This is a genomic window from Sphingomonas cellulosilytica (genome assembly GCF_052321755.1).
Classification (GTDB): domain Bacteria; phylum Pseudomonadota; class Alphaproteobacteria; order Sphingomonadales; family Sphingomonadaceae; genus Sphingomonas.
Genome location: NZ_JBQRTT010000002.1, coordinates 314075 through 331914, shown reverse-complemented (window position 1 = coordinate 331914; position 17840 = coordinate 314075). Strand labels below are relative to the sequence as shown.

21 protein-coding genes are annotated in these 17840 nt (G+C 70.4%); 10 read left to right on the top strand and 11 right to left on the bottom strand.

All coding sequences use genetic code 11. The annotated features are described in order from the left end of the window. Nucleotides 1-39 precede the first annotated feature (39 nt). Nucleotides 40-1140, top strand: a complete 1101-nt coding sequence (locus tag ACTZQ5_RS04935; RefSeq protein ID WP_443584044.1) for a DUF2332 domain-containing protein — start codon at nt 40-42, stop codon at nt 1138-1140. Between the two features lie 363 nt (nt 1141-1503). Here ACTZQ5_RS04935 and ACTZQ5_RS04930 read toward each other — a convergent pair whose 3' ends face one another. From ACTZQ5_RS04930 to ACTZQ5_RS04915, 4 genes are all read right to left on the bottom strand, one after another. Then, a complete protein-coding gene (locus tag ACTZQ5_RS04930) occupies nt 1504-1986 on the bottom strand; it encodes an RcnB family protein (protein ID WP_443584043.1) in 483 nt (160 codons plus the stop codon). Nucleotides 1987-2130: 144 nt separating this feature from the next. After that, nucleotides 2131-3015 (bottom strand): alpha/beta fold hydrolase, encoded by an 885-nt coding sequence (locus ACTZQ5_RS04925; protein ID WP_443584042.1) that lies wholly within the window; start codon nt 3013-3015, stop codon nt 2131-2133. A gap of 34 nt (nt 3016-3049) precedes the next feature. Further along, nucleotides 3050-3949: a pirin family protein gene (locus ACTZQ5_RS04920; protein WP_443584041.1), complete on the bottom strand. Its 900-nt coding sequence runs from the start codon at nt 3947-3949 to the stop codon at nt 3050-3052. 2 nt (nt 3950-3951) lie between these two features. Continuing rightward, nucleotides 3952-4242, bottom strand: a complete 291-nt coding sequence (locus tag ACTZQ5_RS04915) for a BolA family protein (RefSeq protein WP_443584040.1) — start codon at nt 4240-4242, stop codon at nt 3952-3954. A gap of 95 nt (nt 4243-4337) precedes the next feature. Between ACTZQ5_RS04915 and ACTZQ5_RS04910 the strand changes: the two genes are divergently transcribed. Next, complete coding sequence (locus ACTZQ5_RS04910; protein WP_443584139.1) at nt 4338-4892, top strand: J domain-containing protein; 555 nt, start codon at nt 4338-4340, stop codon at nt 4890-4892. A gap of 443 nt (nt 4893-5335) precedes the next feature. Here the strand turns inward: ACTZQ5_RS04910 and ACTZQ5_RS04905 are convergent, their stop codons facing one another. Genes ACTZQ5_RS04905 through ACTZQ5_RS04880 form a run of 6 tightly spaced genes read right to left on the bottom strand, consistent with a single transcriptional unit; the run spans nt 5336 to nt 8946 of the window. Then, nucleotides 5336-5788: an SRPBCC family protein gene (locus tag ACTZQ5_RS04905; protein ID WP_443584039.1), complete on the bottom strand. Its 453-nt coding sequence runs from the start codon at nt 5786-5788 to the stop codon at nt 5336-5338. Beyond that, nucleotides 5785-6282 carry a VOC family protein gene (locus tag ACTZQ5_RS04900; protein ID WP_443584038.1) on the bottom strand — a complete coding sequence of 166 codons (498 nt, stop codon included), beginning with the start codon at nt 6280-6282 and terminating at the stop codon, nt 5785-5787. The genes ACTZQ5_RS04905 and ACTZQ5_RS04900 overlap by 4 nt, the downstream gene beginning before the upstream one ends. Beyond that, nucleotides 6282-7076 (bottom strand): VOC family protein, encoded by a 795-nt coding sequence (locus tag ACTZQ5_RS04895; RefSeq protein WP_443584037.1) that lies wholly within the window; start codon nt 7074-7076, stop codon nt 6282-6284. The genes ACTZQ5_RS04900 and ACTZQ5_RS04895 overlap by 1 nt, the downstream gene beginning before the upstream one ends. A 15-nt stretch (nt 7077-7091) precedes the next feature. Then, complete coding sequence (locus ACTZQ5_RS04890) at nt 7092-7805, bottom strand: DUF1428 domain-containing protein (protein ID WP_443584036.1); 714 nt, start codon at nt 7803-7805, stop codon at nt 7092-7094. Beyond that, complete coding sequence (locus ACTZQ5_RS04885) at nt 7802-8497, bottom strand: glutathione S-transferase family protein (protein WP_443584035.1); 696 nt, start codon at nt 8495-8497, stop codon at nt 7802-7804. The genes ACTZQ5_RS04890 and ACTZQ5_RS04885 overlap by 4 nt, the downstream gene beginning before the upstream one ends. Beyond that, entirely contained in the window at nt 8494-8946 is a 453-nt protein-coding gene (locus ACTZQ5_RS04880) for a VOC family protein (RefSeq protein WP_443584034.1), read from the bottom strand. The genes ACTZQ5_RS04885 and ACTZQ5_RS04880 overlap by 4 nt, the downstream gene beginning before the upstream one ends. Nucleotides 8947-9010: 64 nt before the next feature. Here ACTZQ5_RS04880 and ACTZQ5_RS04875 point away from each other — a divergent pair, with 64 nt between their 5' ends. The 6 genes from ACTZQ5_RS04875 (at nt 9011) to ACTZQ5_RS04850 (ending at nt 15436) form a co-directional block, all read left to right on the top strand. Next, entirely contained in the window at nt 9011-9715 is a 705-nt protein-coding gene (locus ACTZQ5_RS04875) for a winged helix-turn-helix transcriptional regulator (RefSeq protein WP_443584033.1), read from the top strand. Nucleotides 9716-9817: 102 nt separating this feature from the next. Then, a complete protein-coding gene (cobS, locus tag ACTZQ5_RS04870) occupies nt 9818-10822 on the top strand; it encodes a cobaltochelatase subunit CobS (RefSeq protein ID WP_443584032.1) in 1005 nt (334 codons plus the stop codon). Nucleotides 10823-10829: 7 nt separating this feature from the next. After that, nucleotides 10830-11135, top strand: a complete 306-nt coding sequence (locus tag ACTZQ5_RS04865; protein WP_443584031.1) for a nucleotidyltransferase family protein — start codon at nt 10830-10832, stop codon at nt 11133-11135. After that, nucleotides 11125-11466: a HepT-like ribonuclease domain-containing protein gene (locus ACTZQ5_RS04860; RefSeq protein ID WP_443584030.1), complete on the top strand. Its 342-nt coding sequence runs from the start codon at nt 11125-11127 to the stop codon at nt 11464-11466. The genes ACTZQ5_RS04865 and ACTZQ5_RS04860 overlap by 11 nt, the downstream gene beginning before the upstream one ends. After that, nucleotides 11466-13292, top strand: coding sequence for a cobaltochelatase subunit CobT (cobT, locus tag ACTZQ5_RS04855; RefSeq protein ID WP_443584029.1), 1827 nt, complete (start codon nt 11466-11468; stop codon nt 13290-13292). Before ACTZQ5_RS04860 ends, cobT begins: the two co-directional genes overlap by 1 nt. Before the next feature lie 350 nt (nt 13293-13642). Continuing rightward, complete coding sequence (locus ACTZQ5_RS04850; RefSeq protein WP_443584028.1) at nt 13643-15436, top strand: chloride channel protein; 1794 nt, start codon at nt 13643-13645, stop codon at nt 15434-15436. Nucleotides 15437-15443: 7 nt separating this feature from the next. Here ACTZQ5_RS04850 and ACTZQ5_RS04845 read toward each other — a convergent pair whose 3' ends face one another. After that, nucleotides 15444-15860 carry an energy transducer TonB gene (locus tag ACTZQ5_RS04845; protein WP_443584027.1) on the bottom strand — a complete coding sequence of 139 codons (417 nt, stop codon included), beginning with the start codon at nt 15858-15860 and terminating at the stop codon, nt 15444-15446. Nucleotides 15861-16123: 263 nt separating this feature from the next. Here ACTZQ5_RS04845 and ACTZQ5_RS04840 point away from each other — a divergent pair, with 263 nt between their 5' ends. Both ACTZQ5_RS04840 and ACTZQ5_RS04835 read left to right on the top strand, forming a co-directional pair. Then, complete coding sequence (locus ACTZQ5_RS04840; protein ID WP_443584026.1) at nt 16124-16432, top strand: ribbon-helix-helix domain-containing protein; 309 nt, start codon at nt 16124-16126, stop codon at nt 16430-16432. Beyond that, nucleotides 16429-17481, top strand: a complete 1053-nt coding sequence (locus ACTZQ5_RS04835; RefSeq protein ID WP_443584025.1) for a PepSY-associated TM helix domain-containing protein — start codon at nt 16429-16431, stop codon at nt 17479-17481. The genes ACTZQ5_RS04840 and ACTZQ5_RS04835 overlap by 4 nt, the downstream gene beginning before the upstream one ends. Nucleotides 17482-17840 lie beyond the last annotated feature (359 nt).

The following is a 17840-nucleotide window of genomic DNA, read 5'->3' as shown; positions in this document are numbered from 1 at the left end:
GGGGGAGGCGCAACACGGGCAGAAGGAGGGCGTGAGTCGATGACCAACGAGGCGGCCGTGCGGGGGGCGTTCCGCATCCAGGAACATTACTGCCGCAGCAATGCGGCGCCGATCTATGCGGACCTGTGTGCGGCGCTGGCCGAGGGGCTGACGCGCGAGACGCGCACCGGCGCGCGGGTGCTGGGCTGGGCGGGCGAGCCGACGCGCGATGCGGTGCCGCTGCGGCTGATCGGGGGCTTGCACGCGTCGGTGCTGGCGGGTGCGGACGCGGATTTGGCGGCGGTGTTCGCGGGCGCGGTCACCGATGCGGCGCGGGTGGCGGCGGTGGTCGCCGAAGCGCTGCGGCGGCACGACGATGCGCTGTATCCCTGGCTGGACGGGCCGCCGCAGACCAACGAGCCGGGGCGGTCGGCGGCGCTGATGACCGGGCTGCTGGCGGTGGCGGCGCGGTTCGGGCCGCGGCTGGAGGTGCTGGAGATCGGGTCGAGCGCGGGGCTGAACCTGCTGATCGACCGCTATCGCATCGCGCTGGGCGGAACGGCGGTCGGCCCGGCGGACGCGCCGGTGCGGATCGTGCCGGACTGGCGCGGACCGCCGCCGCCGGCGGTGCCGATCGCGATCGGCGCGGTGCGCGGCTGCGACGTGGCGCCGATGGATGCGACCGATCCGGCGGTCGAGCGGCGGCTGGCGGCCTATATCTGGGCGGAGGCGCCAGAGCGGCTGGCGCGGGTAAAAGGCGCGATCGCGATGATCCGCGAACGCGGCGTCGACCTGGTGCAGGCCGACGCCGCCGACTGGGTGGAGGCGCGGCTGGCCGAGCCGCAGGCGGCGGGGACGGTGCGCGTACTGATGCATTCGGTGGTGTGGCAATATCTGCCGGAGGCGACCGCCGGGCGGATCAGGACGGCGATGCATGCGGCGGGCGATCGCGCGACGGCGGAGCGGCCGCTCGCCTGGGTGGCGATGGAGCCCGACCGGGCGCTCGGCCACCAGGTGGTGCGGATGCGCGGCTGGCCGGGAGCGGAGGGCTGGCAGGTGCTGGCCACCGCGCATGCGCATGCGGCGTGGATCGATGCGGGCGCGGCGGCCGCAACGGGTGAGGGCATCGCGCTGCCGGAGGGCGCGCAGGTACGGGTGTAGGGAGCGGGCGTTTCGATCCTCCCCGTCACGGGGAGGTGGCACCGCGTAGCGGTGACGGAGGGGCAGCCAAGCAGGGCAATCGCTTGGGGCTGCCCCTCCACCACGCCGCTGCGCGCCGCGGTCCCCCTCCCCGTGCCGGGGAGGATTTTGCGGGGGGCGGGCCGTTCCAATCCTCCCCGGCACGGGGAGGTGGCACCGCGTAGCGGTGACGGAGGGGGTTCTCCACGCATGGCACCGCTCGCGGCGGTCCCCCTCCACCACGCCGCTGCGCGCCGCGGTCCCCCTCCCCGTGCCGGGGAGGATTTTGCGGGGCGCGGCGCCTTCGTGGAGTGGGGAGGGGCCGAACCCCTCCCCAGTCACGCCTCAGTAGAAGAAGCGGTTGTAGACCTGGACGACGCGGCCCGAGCGGGTGTCGACCAGCACCACGTCGTTGCCGTAGCGCACCCAGCGCTGGTAGCCGTAGCCCGGACGCGGCAGGCGATAGGTGTAGGGGTCGTTGATCCAGTAGCGGCGGCCGTAATAATCCGGCGTGAAGCGATAGCCGACGCTCACCGGGCGATAGCGATAGCCGCGCGGCCCCTCGTAGCCGCCGCGGCGGTAGACGTCGCCGTGCGCGCGGCGATAGTCGCGCCAGTCCTCGCGCAGCTCGCGGCGGTCTTCGCGGACCTCGCGGCGCGCTTCGCGGACATCGCGGCGGTCGCCGTAGCGGCGCGCCTCGGCGAGTTCGCGCTGCGACTCGCGCACCTCGCGCTGGCTCTGCCGCACCTCGCGCGCGCTCTGGGCGCTGGCGACGCCGGCGGGCAGGATGGTGGCGGCGGCGAGTGCGGCGATCATGATCTTACGCATGGATATCACTCCTTCGTTACGTGCGCTGCGCTTGGGGGAAGCGTAACGCATGACCGGCTTTTGGGTCCAAGCGCCTGAACGGACGAGGAATGTGTCGGTCAGCGTAACGAAAGGTGATGGTGTGCGGCAACGCGGCGCAGCGCCTCAGATGCCCCAGCGGCGCATCGCGGCGACCACCGCATCCGGCTTTTCCCAGGGCACGAAATGGCCGGCGTCGATCTTTTCCACGGTCAGCTGCGGCACATAGGGCGGCAGGCCGTCGACCAGCACCGGCAGCAGCGCCGTGTCGCGCGTGCCCCAGATCACCAGCGTCTCCTGCGTCACCGGCGGGAAGGGCCTGTCGAGGAAGGCGGGGCGGGGCGGCTCCTCGTCCATGGCGGGGACGACGACGCCGGACGCGCGATACCAGTTGAGCATCGCGGTCATCGCGCCCGGCTGCGACCATTCGTCGAGATAGGCGGCCTTGTCCGCCCCGGCGATGGCGCCGGTGATATGCTGGGCGAAGGTGGAGCCGAGGAATTTTTCGAGGCCGGCGCCGGTCAGCCCCTGGTCGATGCGCGTGTCGCGGAAGCGGGTGATATACTGGCTGGCACGGCGCTGTTCGGGCTCGTCGAACAGGGCGCGCTGGAAGAGCAGCGGATGCGGCGCGTTGACGATCACCAGCCGCGCGATGCGATCGGGCCGGCCGAGCGCCGCCATCCATGCGACGGCCCCGCCCCAGTCGTGGCCGACCAGGGTGAAGCGGTCGATGCCGAGATGGTCGGCGAGCGCGATCAGGTCGGCGAGAATCCTGTCCGCGGCATAGGCCTCGACCCCGTCGGGCTTGGACGAGCGGGCATAGCCGCGCTGGTCGGGGGCGATCACATAATGGTCGCGGGCAAGGTCGGGGACGATGCCGCGCCACGTGCGGTGCGATTCGGGGAAGCCGTGGAGCAGGATCACCGGCGGACTGGCGGGATCGCCGACGATCTGCACGTCGAGCGCGACGCCGGTGGACAGCGCGATGCGCTGGAGTGCGGGGTGGGTCATCGGCCTCTCCTTGTGTCGTGTCGGTGCCGGCGCCTTACGGGTAGCTTACCGTGTTGGGCACTTCCGGGATGGGGATCCATTCCTTGTCGTCGCCCGGCACCGCCGGGAATTCGCCCGCCTTCCACGCGCGCTTCGCCTCGTCGATGCGGTCGCGGCGCGAGCTGACGAAATTCCACCAGACGTGCCGCGGGGTGCGGAAGGCGTCGCCGCCCGCCAGCATCACCCGCCCGCCGCTGCCCGAGCGCAGCGTCGCCGCGATGCCGGGGCGCAGGACGTAGAGCTTCATCGGTTCCAAGGGCATGCCCTCCAGCGTCGCCTCGCCCATCGCGAGGTAGACGCAGCGTTCCTCGGCGGCGACGTCGATCGGCACGCTGGCGCCCGCCTCCAGCACCACGTCGGCGTAGATCGTGCCGGCATAGGTGGTGGTGGGAGCGCGCAGGCCCCACAGTTCGCCCATGATGATCCGCGCGCGGGCGCCGTGCGCGTCGAGCACCGGCAACGCGGCCTTGGCGACGTGCTCGAACGCCGGGTCCATCTCCTCGCGCTCCTCGGGCAGGGCGAGCCAGGTCTGGATGCCCGACAGCGCCGGCCCGGCCTGGCGCTCCTCGCCCGGCGAGCGTTCCGAATGGACGATGCCGTGGCCAGCGGTCATCAGGTTGACCGCGCCCGGCTCGATCCGCTTGGCGGTGCCGAGCGAATCGCGATGGTCGATCGCGCCGTCGAACAGATAGGTGACGGTGGCGAGATTGATGTGCGGATGCGGCCGCACGTCGATGCCGCCGCCCACGTCGAGGTGCGCCGGCCCCATCTGGTCGAAGAACAGGAACGGGCCGACCATCGTCCGCTCCTTGTTGGGCAGGGTGCGGTGGACCTTGAAGCCGCCCAGGTCGTGGGTGACGGGGGTGATCGTCTGCAGGACGAAGTCGTCGAACATGGTCATTCTCCCGGTGCCCGCGCCTTGATCGCGAGGGCGTGGATGCGGGTGGCGATGAGGTCGGCGAGCGCGGTGTTGACCGCGCGCTGGCGGGCGACGCGGCTCTGCCCGGCAAAGGCGGGGCTCTCCACGATCACGGTGAAATGCGATTCGCCGGTGCCGTCGTCGCCCATGTGGCCGGCATGATGATGGCTGTCGTTGACCACCTGAAGATGGGTCGGCGCAAGTGCGGCGGTGAGGCGGTCGGCGATGATGTCGGCGAGCGGGATGGCGGCGGTGGCGGTGTCGGTCATCGCGCCTATATACCGGCATTGCGTGAGTTTAGGGAGCGTTCGTGACACGCGCGAGTGACAGGAAGGACCGGCCGCACACGCGGTTCCACGGCCGGATGGAAGCGCAGGGCCGATTGTGTGCCGAGCCCGGTTGCGAGGAGCCGGGGGAGTTTCGCGCGCCGCCGCTGGAGGGTGCCGCTGATGGGAGCGGCCCGGGCGCGTTCCGTTGGCTGTGCCTCGACCATGTCCGCGCCTTCAACAGCCGCTACAATTACTTCGACGGCATGACGGCGGAGGAGATCCATCACGCGCAGCGCCCGCTGGCGGGATGGGAGCGGGAAACGCGCGCCTTCGCGCGGGCCAACGGCGGCGACCAGGGGCCGCGCTGGGCCGATTTCAGCGACCCCCTCGACGCGATCGGCGCGCGCTACCGGCGCGAGACGGCACCCGAGCGGCGCGACGGCAAGCCGCTGTCGGGGCAGGACCGCGCGAGCCTCAAGGTGCTCGGCCTTGCGCCGGATGCGGATCGCATGGCGCTGCGCAAGCGCTATTCGGAGCTGGTGCGGCAATATCACCCCGACCGCAACGGCGGCGATCGCAGCCACGAGGCGATGCTGCAAAAGGTGATCGCGGCCTATCAGCAGCTGAGGCAGGCCCCGGCGTTCGCGTGAGCGATCCTCCCCGGCACGGGGAGGGGGCGCGACGCGCAGCGGCGTGGTGGAGGGGCGGCTACAGGCGTCGCGCTGCTTGGCTGCCCCTCCGTCACCGCTGCGCGGTGCCACCTCCCCGTGCCGGGGAGGAGTTGTGGGGTGCCGGCGTTCGCGTGGCGCCAATCCTCCCCGGCACGGGGAGGGGGACCAGCGAAGCTGGTGGAGGGGGCTTTCCGCGAGCGGGGTCGTGTGGGGAGAGCCCCCTCCGTCACCGCTTTGCGGTGCCACCTCCCCGTGCCGGGGAGGAGTTGTGGGGTGCCGGCGTTCGCGTGGCGCCAATCCTCCCCGGTACGGGGAGGGGGACCAGCGAAGCTGGTGGAGGGGGCTCTCCGCGAGCGGGGTCGTGTGGGGAGAGCCCCCTCCGTCACCGCTGCGCGGCGCCACCTCCCCGTGCCGGGGAGGAGTTACGGATTCGCCAAGCTTTTCGCGATTGCCTCCAGCTGGTCGGTCGCGGCGTTCCAGCCGGGTTCGAAGCCCATGGCCGCGTGATTGTCCCGTGCCTCCTGGGTCCAGTGGCGGGCGGTGGCGGTGTAGCGGGTCTTGCCGCCGTCCTCCGCGAAGTCGTCGATGCGGACCATGAACGGTCCCGCCGGCCGCCAGCCGGCGGTGAAGGCGTCGGTGGAGACGATCCGCCGGTGACGCACCACCTCCAGATAGACGCCCTCCAGCCGGTTTTCCTCGCCGTTCGGGCCGCGCATCACGATCTCGGACCGGCCGCCGGCGTGCAGTTCCTGGGTGACGAAGTCCGCCGTCCAGGGCCTGGGGCAGAACCAGGCGCCGGTATCCTCGGTCCAGGCGCGCCATACCGCATCGATCGGCGCATCGATCAGCCGGGTGATGGACAGTTCGTAGCTCATGCGGCCTCTCCGTCTACAGCCGCCGCGATGGCGGCATGATCGATCTTGCGCATGCCCATCATCGCGGTGAAGGCGCGGGCTCGCGCGTCGGGATCGGGGTGCGACAGCGCCGCAGTCAGCACGCGCGGCACGATCTGCCAGTTGACCCCCCAGCGATCGGCGCACCAACTGCACGCATGCTCCTGCCCGCCGTTGTCGACGATCGCGGCCCACAGCCGGTCCGTCTCGCCTTGCGTATCGGTGAAGATCTGGAACGAGATCGCCTGGCCATGCGGCACGCCGCCGCCGCCGTTCAGGCCGAGGAAGGGCGTGCCGCAGACGGTGAATTCCACCGTCAGCACATCGCCCTGCCGGCCGGCCGGATAGTCGCCCGGCGCGCGGGTGATCGCGTCGATCCGGCTGTCGGGGAAGGTCGCCGCGTAGAAGCGCGCCGCCGCTTCCGCCGCGCCGTCGAACCACAGGCAGACCGCCATCGCCTTCGCCGCGTCGCCCATCACGCGGCCGCCCGGCGCGGTCCGACCAGCCCGACCTGGTGGCCGTGGCCGTCGATGATGTTGGCCGAATAGTCGCCGCCGGGGATTTGGTCCGGCCCCTGGATCAGCTTGCCGTCGTGCGCCTGGGCGGTGGCGATGGCGGCATCGATGTCGGGGACCAGGAAATAGCTGTTCCACTGCACCGGCGCGCGGGTGAGCGTGCTTGACATCATTGCGCCGGGCCGCACGCCCTCGCCCGCGCCGATGAAGGCATATTCGCCCATCGCGCCCATCGGCATCGCGCCCTCGCGTGTCCAGCCGAACAGGCTGCCGTAGAAGGCGAAGGCGCCGTCGGGGTCGGGCGTCGCCAGTTCGATCCACACCGCATGGCCGTGCGCGTCCGGCATCTGCTTGAACGGACGCGTCGCCTCCTCGCGATCGGGCTGCATCACCGTCAGCGGGACGCCCTGCGCATCGAGCAGCACGGCGAAGCGGCCGACGTGCGGAATGTCCATCGGACCGAAGACGGTGCGGCCGCCCAGTTCCGCCGCCTTCGCCAGCGTCGCGTCGAGGTCGCGGGCGAGGAAATAGATCGACCAGCCGGTCGGCGCGCCCGCCGGCATCGTCGGCGGCGGCGTCATCAGCCCGGCGACGCCCTCGCCGTCGGGCGCGGTGGCGATCAGATAGCCGCCATGCTCCGCCATCGGCGACGGCTGCGCCGTCCAGCCGAGCACCGCTGCGTAGAAGGCGGCGGCAGCCTGCTGGTCGGGGGTGGTGAGTTCGAACCAGATCGGGGTTCCGTCGGCAAGGGACATAAGCGCGTGCTCCGGTCAGTCGAGGGGAAGGGTGGCGAAACCGCCGTAGATCATCCGTCGGGCGTCGAAGGGCAGGGAGGCGGGCGGCGTCATCCGCCCGCTCGCTTCCAGCGCCGCCCAGCCGCCGTTGCGCGCCGCCTTGTCGGGCCAGGCGATCCAGGAGAAGACGACCGCCTCGTCCTCCCCGGCCAGCACCGCACGGCGGAAGTCGGTGACCCTGCCGTCCGGCACGTCGTCGTCCCAGGATTCGACGACGCGCAGCGCGCCATGATCGAGGAAGAGGGCGGCGGCGTCGCTCGCCTGGGTGCGATAGGCGTCGCGGTTGGCGCGCGGCACCGCGGCGACCAGACCGTCGACGTAGCCGCCGGTGCCCGATCCTTGCTCGACCAGCGCGGTGAAGCCGCCGTGGATCATGCGCTTGCCGTCGAACGGCATGGTCGCGGCCATCTGCGTCATGCGATCGTCCGCCATCATCGCCGCATTGGCGGCGTCGCGGGCGGCCCGGTCGGGATATTCGAACCAGCTGAAGACGATCGTCTCGTCATCCTGCGCCTGCACCGCGCGGGCGAAATCGGTCGTCCTGCCGGCGGGCACGTCGTCACCCCAATGTTCGGCCATGTGGCGGACGCCCGCCTCGCGGAGCAGGGCCTGCGCCTCCTTGGCATGCGCGATATAGGCGTCGCGGGCGGCGGTCGGCACCGGAGTGACGAACCCTTCGACATAGGTCATGTGGTTTCCTCCTGTGCCTTCAGCCATGCAAGGATCGCGGGCGGTGGCGATCCGGTGAAGCCCGCCATCTGCGCGGCGAGCGCACGCGCGAATGCCGGCCGCCCCTCGCCCCGCGCGACATAGGCGACAAGGTTGGGATAGGCAGCGAGCAGGCCGTCGCCGGCGACGATGCGCAGCACGCTGACCATCAGCAGGTCGCCGGCGGTGAACGCATCGCCATCGAGCCATGTCCGCTCACCCAGTCGCCGCGACAGTTCGCCGAGCCGGCCGTCGATCCGCTCCAGCACCGCGGGCAGCCGCGGCGCGGACCAGGGCTTGCCGCGTTCGAAGATCGTCGCGATCGCATGATCCATCAGCGGCGGCTCGATCGTGTTGAGCGCGGCGAACATCCATTCGATCGCGCGTGCGCGGGCGGCGGGATCGGCAGGCAGCAGGCCGCCGCCGAACCGGTCGGCGACGTGCATCACGATCGCCCCCGATTCGAACAGGATCAGGTCGCCTTCCTCATAGGTCGGCACCTGGCCGAACGGCTGGCGACCGCGATGCGGCGGCGCCTTCTGCTCGCCCTGCGCCAGGTAGAGGACGTCATAGGCCTGGCCCGCCTCCTCCAGGGCCCAGCGGACCCGCAGGTCGCGCACCTGCCCCTGCGCGAACGGCGGCACCCAGTCGAAGGCGGTGATGACCGGCGTCATGCACCCGCGCCTTCGCTGCCGCGGTGCGCGGTCCCTTGCGCGGTCGCCTCGGCATGTGCGGCCATGTCCATGTGGAACGGCCCCCAGCCATGGCCGTCGAGATCCTCGAAGGCGCGGCTGTACATGAAGCCCATGTCCTCGGGATCGTGCAACTCGCGCCCGCCGGCCGCCACCGCCGCTTCGGTGATCGCGTCGACGCCGGCGCGATCCTCGAACGAGAGCGCGAACAAGGCGGCGCTGTGGGTGCGCGCATCCGCGATCTGCTTGCTGGTGAACGTCGCGTAGAAGGCATGATCGAGCAGCATCACGTAGATCGCGTCCGACCACACCATGCTCGAGCCTTGTGCATTGGAGAACTGGTCGTTCTTCTCGAAGCCCAGCGCCTGGTAGAAGGCGGTCGCGGCGGCGACGTCGGCCACCGGCAGGTTGACGAAGATCATCTTGGCCATGGCGTGTTCCTCTTCCCGAGTCGGCTCTGGAAAAGGATGCGCCTCGTGGTTACATAAAGCAACGATGAAGTCAGAAAAAGTAACCGGTGTGGAATCGGGGCGCCGCGATCGTTGGTATGAGGACGCGTGCGGGACGGCGATGGCGCTGGAGTTCGTCGGCGAACGCTGGTCGCTGCTGATCCTGCGCGAGTTGATGTTCGGGCCGCGCCGGTTTGGCGAGCTGCGGCAGCACCTCACCGGGATCAGCGCCAACGTGCTGACGCAGCGGTTGAACGGGATGGAGGCGGCGGGGCTGCTCGTGCGGCGCAAGCTGCCGCCGCCCGCGTCGGTGCAGGCCTATGAGCTGACGCCCTGGGGCTATGAGGTGGAGCCGATCCTGCAGACGATGGGGCGTTGGGCGACGCGTTCGCCGCTGCACGACCCGACGCTGCCGTTCTCGCCCGCCTCGGCGATGCTGTCGCTGCGGACGATGGTGGATCGCGACAAGGCGCGGGGCCTCGCGATGACGATCGGGTTCCGGCTGGGCGACGACGGGTTCCTCGCGACGCTGGCCGATGGCGACCTGTCGATCGTGCGCGGCGACCCGGCGGGTGCGGACGTGGTGGTGGAAACGCAGCCGACGCCGCTGGCGGCGTGGATCTACGTCAAGCGGCCGCTCGCCGAGGGGCAAGCGGACGGATCGATCCGGGTGACGGGGAACCGTGCGCTGGCCGAACGTTTCGCCGATCTCTTTGCGCTGCCGCCGAAGATCGCGCCTGCCGCCGCTTGACGCGGGGGCATTCCGTTTCCACTGACTGTTGCGATGCGCCGTTCGCTCGCTTCACGCGTTGGGAGGGGCCGCCCGCCTGCCATTCGAACGGTAAACGACCCGATGACCGATATCCCCAATACCCAGCCAGACAGCCGCGAGACGACGATCTTGGACGCGCCCGACAAGATGGTCGGCGTGCGCGACCTGTTCGGGATCGACAGCGACATGCAGGTGCCGGCGTTCAGCGAGGCCGACGAGCGCGTGCCCGATCTCGATCCCGCCTATGTCTTCGATCCCGACACCACGATGGCGGTGCTGGCCGGCTTCGCGCACAACCGCCGCGTGATGGTGCAGGGCTATCACGGCACCGGCAAGTCGAGCCATATCGAGCAGGTGGCGGCGCGGCTCAACTGGCCGTGCATCCGCATCAACCTCGATGCGCATATCAGCCGCATCGACCTGATCGGCCGCGACGCCATCGTGCTGAAGGACGGCCAGCAGGTCACCGAATTCCGCGAAGGCCTGCTGCCCTGGGCGCTGCAGACGCCGACCGCGCTCGTCTTCGACGAATATGACGCGGGGCGGCCCGACGTGATGTTCGTGATCCAGCGCGTGCTGGAGACGGAGGGCAAGCTGACGCTGCTCGACCAGAATCGGGTGATCCGGCCGAACCCCTATTTCCGGCTGTTCGCCACCGCCAACACGGTGGGGCTGGGTGACACCAGCGGGCTGTACCATGGCACGCAGCAGATCAACCAGGGCCAGATGGACCGCTGGAACATCGTGGTGACGCTGAACTATCTGCCGGCGATCACCGAGGCGCAGATCGTGCTCGCCAAGTCGGGCGAATACGACAAGCCGGAAGGCAAGAAGACCGTCGAGAACATGGTTCGCGTCGCCGACATGACGCGCAAGGGCTTCGTCAACGGCGACATCTCGACCGTGATGAGCCCGCGCACCGTCATCACCTGGGCGCAGAATGCGATGATCTTCGGCGACGTCGGCTTCGCCTTCCGCCTGTCGTTCCTCAACAAGTGCGACGAGAACGAACGGCCGCTGGTGGCGGAATATTACCAGCGGGTGTTCGGCAAGGACCTGCCCGAGAGCGTGGTGGGGAAGGCGTAGGCGCTTCATGGACAAGACCGAGGCTCTCCGACGATTGCGCGAGCGTGAGGCGGATCTGCGGGCGCTGGGGATCGAGCGGCTGTCGCTGTTCGGTTCAACCGCGCGCGGGGAGGATCGGTCGGACTCGGATATCGATCTGGCGGCGATCATGAACTACGACCAGGTGGCGACGCTGGGTCCGTTCGGCTTCTTCGGGATCGAGGATCGTATCGGCGTAATGCTCGGCGGCGTGAAGGTGGACTTGGTCACCGAGCCGACGCGACGGCCGCGTCTGCAAGCCCAGATCGATCGCGACCGCGTCCATGTTTTCTGAGCGGACCATCCTCTTCCTCTCCGATATCGTCGAGGATATCGATCGGCTCCTCGGGTTCGTCGATGGCATGGACGCGGAGGCACTGGATGCGGACGAGCGGACGTTGCTGGCCGTGGAGCGATTGTTCCAGCGCATCACCGAAGCGGTGATCCAGATCGGTCCCGAGGACATGGCGCAGATCGGTCCGGACCTGCCGGTGCGGAACATTCGCGGGCTGGGAAACCGGCTGCGGCATGATTACCGCAACATCGATCCCATATTGCTGCTGCGGATCGCGCGGATTGAACTGCCTGCGCTCCGCGCCGCTGCCGAACGGGCATTGAGTAAGTAATGGCCAACGAAACCCCCCTCGACCGGTTCAAGGCGGTCCTCTCCGGCACCGCGCGGGCGATCGCCGAGGAGCCGGAGGTGGAGCTCGCCTTCACCGCCGATGCGCCGGCGCAATCGGGCAAGCATATCAAGGTGCCGATGCCTGCTCGCGCGCTGCCGCCCGAACAGGTGGCGGAGGCGCGCGGCTTCGCCGACGGTTTCGCGCTGCGGTTGAAGCACCACGACAGCGCGTTGCACCTGCGCCATGCGCCCGCCGAGGCGGTGGCGCGCGCGGTGTTCGATGCGGTGGAGACGGCGCGGGTCGAAGCGTTGGGCAGCCGCGGCTATGCCGGAATCGCCGACAATCTGGCCCATGCCCTCGACGTGCGGCTGCGCAGCGACCCGATCACCCGCGCCCGCACGCGCGAGGAGGTGCCGCTGTCGACCGCGCTGTCGCTGCTGGTGCGCGAGGCGCTGACCGGCGAGCACGCGCCGGCGGCCGCGGCGCCGGGCCTGGCGCTGGTCCGCGACTGGGTCGACGGGCGCACCGACCTCACCAACCTGTCGCTGGCGCTCGACGACCAGCGCGCGTTCCAGAGCCTCGCGATGAAGATGCTCGAGGAGCTGGAGCTGGTCGAGGGCGAGGTGCTGCCCGAGGAGGCCGACGAGGGCGGCGCGGAAGACGAAGGCACCGACGAGCAGGAGCAGGACGAGAGCGAGGAGGGCGAGGACGAGCAGGCCGGCCAGGGCGAAGGCCAGGTCGATGCCCGCGGCGAGGCGCAGGAATCGGACAGCGACGACGGCGAGGGCGAAGAGTTCGGCGACGAGTCGATGGACGACATGGACGGCGAACCCGGCGACGATGGCGACGAGGGGATGCAGCCCGTCCGCCCCAATCGCCCGAACAGCGACTTCATGCCGCAGTTCGAATACAAGCCGTGGACGACGCAGTTCGACGAGGTGGTCGCCGCGACCGACCTGTGCGACGCGGACGAACTCGCCCGGTTGCGCGGCTATCTCGACCAGCAGCTCGCGCATCTGCAATCGGCGGTGTCGAAGCTCGCCAACCGCTTGCAGCGGCGGCTGATGGCGCAGCAGTCGCGATCCTGGGACTTCGACCAGGACGAGGGGATGCTCGACGCCGCCCGGCTGGCGCGCGTCGTCGTCAACCCGACGCAGTCGCTGTCGTACAAGATCGAGCGCGAGACGGATTTCCGCGACACGGTGGTGACGCTGCTGATCGACAATTCGGGGTCGATGCGCGGGCGGCCGATCGGCATCGCCGCGATCAGCGCCGACATCCTCGCCCGCACGCTGGAGCGCTGCGGCGTCAAGACCGAGATCCTCGGCTTCACCACCCGCGCGTGGAAGGGCGGGCAGGCGCGCGAGACGTGGCTCGCCGCAGGCCGCCCCCCGCAGCCCGGCCGCCTCAACGATATCCGCCACATCGTCTACAAGAAGGCGGACGAGCCGTGGCGGCGCGCGCGCACCAACCTCGGCCTGATGATGCGTGAGGGGCTGCTGAAGGAGAATATCGACGGCGAGGCGCTGCTCTGGGCGCATGGCCGGCTGATCGCGCGGCCGGAGGAACGCCGCATCCTGATGGTCATCAGCGACGGCGCGCCGGTCGACGATTCGACGCTGTCGGTCAATTCGGGCAGCTACCTCGAACGCCATCTGCGGCAGGTGATCGGCTGGATCGAGGCCAAGTCGCCGGTCGAACTGGTGGCGATCGGCATCGGCCACGACGTGACCCGCTATTATGCGCGTGCCGTTACAATCATGGATGCCGAGCAATTGGGCGGGACGATCATCGAGCAATTGGCGGCACTGTTCGATACCGCGTGAGGTGATGGGGCGCATGTCCGCCCGATCGTAGATGGATCGCCTCGCGATACGGCCGGCCGAGATGGCAGCAGGCCGCGCGCGCTGCCAAAGCCGAAGATTGAAAGATTGCGCGCGCGGAGGCGCGGAGGACGCGGAGGTGTCGGGCTTGCGTCCTCTCCGCCTCTGCGCGCGCTTCTCTTGCATGCGCAGTGTACCCTGTGGGGCTCGCGTCATCCCAAGGATGGCGGCTGGCAGCGGTCAGATGCGTGGAGTCCTTGTGGGGCGGCATCGGGTTAGAACCTGGCTTGCCCAAAAAGGCACATTCTATCCGACGCTTGAGAAATATCGCACTGCGATATAAAGGGCTGGGCATGCCCTTCGATCCCGCCAGTCGGCCAGACGTACCAACCATCGCCCCCGCGCCCCGCCTCGCCGATCACAGCGCGGACGCACGCATGCTGATGCTGGCGGGGATCGCGCTGGTCGTCGGCAGCGGCGGCGCGATGGCGGCGTGGGTGCTGCTCAAGCTGATCGCGCTGGCGACCAATCTCGCCTGGTACGGCACGCTGTCGGTCGCCGCCGCGGAGATCGTGCCGGCGGCGCATGGCCTCAAGACGGTGCTGGTGCCGGTGGCGGGCAGCCTCGTCATCGGGCTGATGGCGCGGTTCGGGTCGGACAAGATCCGCGGCCATGGCATTCCGGAGGCGATCGAGGCGATCCTGTTCGGGCAGAGCCGCCTGTCGCCCAAGGTCGCGGTGCTGAAGCCGGTGTCGTCCGCCGTCTCGATCGGCTCCGGCGGGCCGTTCGGGGCGGAAGGGCCGATCATCATGACCGGCGGCGCGATCGGATCGCTGGTCGCGCAGGGCATCCACCTGAGCGCCGCCGAGCGCAAGACGCTGCTGGTCGCGGGCGCCGCGGCGGGGATGACCGCGATCTTCGGCACGCCCGTCGCCGCCATGCTGCTCGCCATCGAGGTGCTGCTGTTCGAGTGGAAGCCGCGCAGCTTCGTGCCGGTGGCGGTCGCCGCGCTCGCGGCGGCGGCATGGCGCCCGGTGCTGATCGGCGCGGGGCCGATGTTCGCGCTGGCGACACCGGACAGCTGGACCGCCACCACGCTCGCCTGCGCTGCCATGCTGGGCCTTGCCACGGGGGCGGTCGCCTCGCTGCTGTCCGCCGCGCTCTACCGGATCGAGGACGGATTCCACCGGCTGCCGGTGCATTGGATGTGGTGGCCGGCGCTGGGTGCCCTGGTGGTCGGGATCGGCGGGCTGATCGATCCGCGGGTGCTCGGCGCGGGCTATGGCGATATCCAGGCGCTGCTCGACGGATCGATGCTGTGGCGTGCGATCCTGCTGCTGCTGGTGGTGAAGGCGGTGGTGTGGCTGGTCGCGCTCGGATCGGGCACGTCGGGTGGCATCCTGGCGCCGCTGCTGATGCTGGGCGGCGCGATCGGTGCGCTCGCCGGCCACCTGCTGCCCGGCGGGGTTGCCATCTACGCCCTGGCGGGCATGGCGGCGATGATGAGCGCATCGATGCGCGCGCCGCTGACCGCGGCGGTGTTCACCGTGGAGCTGACCGGCCGGCTCGACGCGCTGCCCGTCGCCGCGGCGGCGAGCGTTGCCGGCTATGCGGTGGCGGTGCTGGTGCTGCGCCGGTCGATCCTGACCGAGAAGATCGCCCGGCGTGGCCGCCATCTCAGCCAGGAATATGCCGTCGACCCGCTGAGCCTGGTGCGCGTGGGTGAGATCATGACGCCGGCGCCCGACACCCTGCCGGCGACGATGCCGTCGGGGGAGGTCGCCGCCCTCTTCGCGACCGCGCGCCATCGTGCCTATCCGGTGGTCGATGCGGGCGGTCGGCCGGTCGGGCTGATGTCGCGCGCGGAGGCGATGCGCTGGCTGGAGGCGCCGCCCGATGCCGCGATCCCGCTCGGCGAGATCGTGTCGGACGGGTCGCTGCATGTCGTGGCGGCGACGACGATGGTCGATCGCGCCGCCGAACTGATGCTGGCGGAGGATATCGGCCGGATGCCGGTGGTGGACGACGCCGGCGTGCTGATCGGCCTGCTCGCGCGGCGCGACCTGCTGCTCGCGCGATCCGGCTGGCGGCGCGAGGAGCGCGAACGGGTGCGCTTCACCCGGCGCCGCGCCGTTCGCGCCGGGTAGCGCGGGATCATCCGGTCGGTGCGTCTGCCGGCGGCACCGGCACCGGCACCGGCATCGGGCCGGACGGCATCGTCCAGCGGATCCCGTGCGTCCGGTAGGTGCCGGCGACGGGCTTGCCGCGGGCGTCCAGCGCGGGCTTGAACAGTGCACGCTGCACCAGGTGCATGCAGGTTGCGGCGTCGAGGTCGGGATAGCCGCTGCTTTCCACCACCCGGCAATCGGTCGGCCGCCCCATGGCGTCGATCGCCAGCTCGGCCACGACGCGCCCCTGCTCCGCATTGCGGAGGGCGGCGGGCGGATAATCATCTGGTGCGATCCACTGTGCGGGATCGGATGCGGGTTCGGGCGGATGGCTGTGATCGCGGGCCGTGGCGGGCTGTGCGACGGCGAGCAGCGCGAGGCAGGCGAAGGGCAGGTGACGCATGGCGGCTCCTCCGGATGGATACAGCCGGACCGGCCATAGACGCGGAGGCTTACGAGCGGCTGACAGGAACCTGCCGGGGCGGCATGACGACCGCTCCGTCCGAATGCGGCCTCGGGTGGCGGGATGGCGGTTGCAAAAGCGACGCATCGTCCCGAATGATGTTACGATGCCACGCATGCTCACCGATGGCCTGAATGCCCCGGCGGCCGCCGCGCTGCCTTCCGTGACCGGCATCTACCACGAGCCGCTGCGCCGCTGGGCCGATGCCTGATCCGCGCGTCTCGGCACCGGCCTGCGGCTTCGCCGGGCCGGTGAAACGCTCGATCACCATCGCCGGGCACCAGACCTCGATCAGCCTCGAACCGGTGTTCTGGCGGGCGCTGGAGGCTGCCGCGGCGGCGCAGGCGCTGCCGCTGTCGGCGCTGGTCGCCGAGATCGACGTGGCGCGCATCGCCGCCGCCGATCCCCCCAATCTGGCGAGCGCGATCCGCACCTGGCTGTTCGCCGCCGCGATTGACCCTGCCCGACCCGCATGCCACGCCGCCGCCGACGATCGGGAGCTGAAGCGATGACCAGGGTGGCGTGGCGGCGTAAGTGGTTCCAGGTCCACAAATGGATCGGGCTGATCCTCGGCCTGCTCATCGTGCCGCTGTCGCTGTCGGGTGCCGCCCTGGTGTGGCACGACGGGCTCGACCGGATGGTCAACGCGGGGCGCTATGCGGTGAGCGGCACGGCGGTGCTGGCCCCCGATGCCTATGTCGACGCGGCGCGCCGGGTGCTGACGCCGGGCGACCGGATCGCGCAGCTGACCGTGCCGGACGATGACGGGCCGGTGATCGTCGCCGCCCTACCGGCAGGGGGCGGCCCGCGGCTGCGCCGCACGGTCTACCTCGATCCGCCGACCGCGCGCGTGCTGGACGTGGCGCGCAGCGACCGGGGGCTCGTCCGCTTCCTCCACGTCCTGCACGGCAGTTTGCAGGTGCCGGGGATCGGCCGGCAGATCGTCGGCTGGATCGGCGTCGCGCTGCTGGTGTCGAGCGTGTCGGGGCTGTGGCTGTGGTGGCCGAGCGTCGGCAGCTGGGTGAAGGGGCTGCGCTGGCGCCGGCATCGGAACACCGACACCAACCTGCATCACATGCTGGGCTTCTGGATCGCGCTGCCGCTGTTCGTGCTGGCGCTGACCGGGGTGTGGATCAGCTTTCCGGGCGTGTTCGGCGGGGGTGCACGGGGCGGGCCGGGCGGCGCCCGGGCGATGCGCGCGCCGCCGATGGAGGCGCCCGCGCAACCGCTCGCCAGCGTCATGGCGCGCGCGGCGGAGGTTCGCCGCGGCCGGCTCGCCAGCGTCGCCTGGCCGACCACGCGCAGTCCCGACTGGACGGTGACCTTTGCCGGCGGCCGCGTCGTCAAGGTCGCCGACGACGGCGGCATCGCGGTCGCCGCGGCGTCACGCGCGCCGGGCGGATCGCAGCTGCTGATGCGCCGCATCCATGACGGCGAGGGGATGGGGATCGTCTGGCAGCTGGTGATCTTCCTCGGCGGCCTGCTGCCCGCCGCGCTGGCGGTGACCGGCGGCATCATGTGGTGGCGCGCACGGGGCTGGCGGGCGCGGGTCGGGCGGTAAATCCCTCCCTCGCCCGAGGGGAGGGCTATCACATATGGCCGGGACGGCTGCCGGGCTCGGGTGAAGGGGGATGCTACCTTACCATTCTTCGTCACCCCGGACGTGTTCCGGGGTCCACCGTGCCGCAAAATCAATAGCGTATTGGTGTGCGGCACGGTGGATGCCGGAACAAGTCCGGCATGACGGAGGATCGCAGAACACCAGCCCGGATCAGAGAGCCCATATGCAATAGCCCTACGCCAGCGGGGGGATCGTTCGGCGTCAGCCGAATGGTGGAGGGGGCGGTAAGCGGCGTCCTCTGCCCTGGGGCGTATCGCTTGCCTCCCCCTCCGTCACCGCTCCGCGGTGCCACCTCCCCC

Coding starts and splice junctions, on each gene's coding strand:
- cobT (WP_443584029.1), top strand. CDS start 11,466: ATGGCCAACGAAACCCCCCTCGACCGGTTCAAGGCGGTCCTCTCCGGC.
- ACTZQ5_RS04910 (WP_443584139.1), top strand. CDS start 4,338: ATGGAAGCGCAGGGCCGATTGTGTGCCGAGCCCGGTTGCGAGGAGCCG.
- ACTZQ5_RS04895 (WP_443584037.1), bottom strand. CDS start 7,076: ATGTCCCTTGCCGACGGAACCCCGATCTGGTTCGAACTCACCACCCCC.
- ACTZQ5_RS04925 (WP_443584042.1), bottom strand. CDS start 3,015: ATGACCCACCCCGCACTCCAGCGCATCGCGCTGTCCACCGGCGTCGCG.
- ACTZQ5_RS04915 (WP_443584040.1), bottom strand. CDS start 4,242: ATGACCGACACCGCCACCGCCGCCATCCCGCTCGCCGACATCATCGCC.
- ACTZQ5_RS04935 (WP_443584044.1), top strand. CDS start 40: ATGACCAACGAGGCGGCCGTGCGGGGGGCGTTCCGCATCCAGGAACAT.
- ACTZQ5_RS04920 (WP_443584041.1), bottom strand. CDS start 3,949: ATGTTCGACGACTTCGTCCTGCAGACGATCACCCCCGTCACCCACGAC.
- ACTZQ5_RS04930 (WP_443584043.1), bottom strand. CDS start 1,986: ATGCGTAAGATCATGATCGCCGCACTCGCCGCCGCCACCATCCTGCCC.
- ACTZQ5_RS04885 (WP_443584035.1), bottom strand. CDS start 8,497: ATGACGCCGGTCATCACCGCCTTCGACTGGGTGCCGCCGTTCGCGCAG.
- ACTZQ5_RS04865 (WP_443584031.1), top strand. CDS start 10,830: ATGGACAAGACCGAGGCTCTCCGACGATTGCGCGAGCGTGAGGCGGAT.
- ACTZQ5_RS04900 (WP_443584038.1), bottom strand. CDS start 6,282: ATGGGCGACGCGGCGAAGGCGATGGCGGTCTGCCTGTGGTTCGACGGC.
- ACTZQ5_RS04875 (WP_443584033.1), top strand. CDS start 9,011: ATGAAGTCAGAAAAAGTAACCGGTGTGGAATCGGGGCGCCGCGATCGT.
- ACTZQ5_RS04905 (WP_443584039.1), bottom strand. CDS start 5,788: ATGAGCTACGAACTGTCCATCACCCGGCTGATCGATGCGCCGATCGAT.
- ACTZQ5_RS04890 (WP_443584036.1), bottom strand. CDS start 7,805: ATGACCTATGTCGAAGGGTTCGTCACTCCGGTGCCGACCGCCGCCCGC.
- ACTZQ5_RS04845 (WP_443584027.1), bottom strand. CDS start 15,860: ATGCGTCACCTGCCCTTCGCCTGCCTCGCGCTGCTCGCCGTCGCACAG.
- ACTZQ5_RS04850 (WP_443584028.1), top strand. CDS start 13,643: ATGCCCTTCGATCCCGCCAGTCGGCCAGACGTACCAACCATCGCCCCC.
- ACTZQ5_RS04880 (WP_443584034.1), bottom strand. CDS start 8,946: ATGGCCAAGATGATCTTCGTCAACCTGCCGGTGGCCGACGTCGCCGCC.
- ACTZQ5_RS04835 (WP_443584025.1), top strand. CDS start 16,429: ATGACCAGGGTGGCGTGGCGGCGTAAGTGGTTCCAGGTCCACAAATGG.
- cobS (WP_443584032.1), top strand. CDS start 9,818: ATGACCGATATCCCCAATACCCAGCCAGACAGCCGCGAGACGACGATC.
- ACTZQ5_RS04840 (WP_443584026.1), top strand. CDS start 16,124: ATGCCTGATCCGCGCGTCTCGGCACCGGCCTGCGGCTTCGCCGGGCCG.
- ACTZQ5_RS04860 (WP_443584030.1), top strand. CDS start 11,125: ATGTTTTCTGAGCGGACCATCCTCTTCCTCTCCGATATCGTCGAGGAT.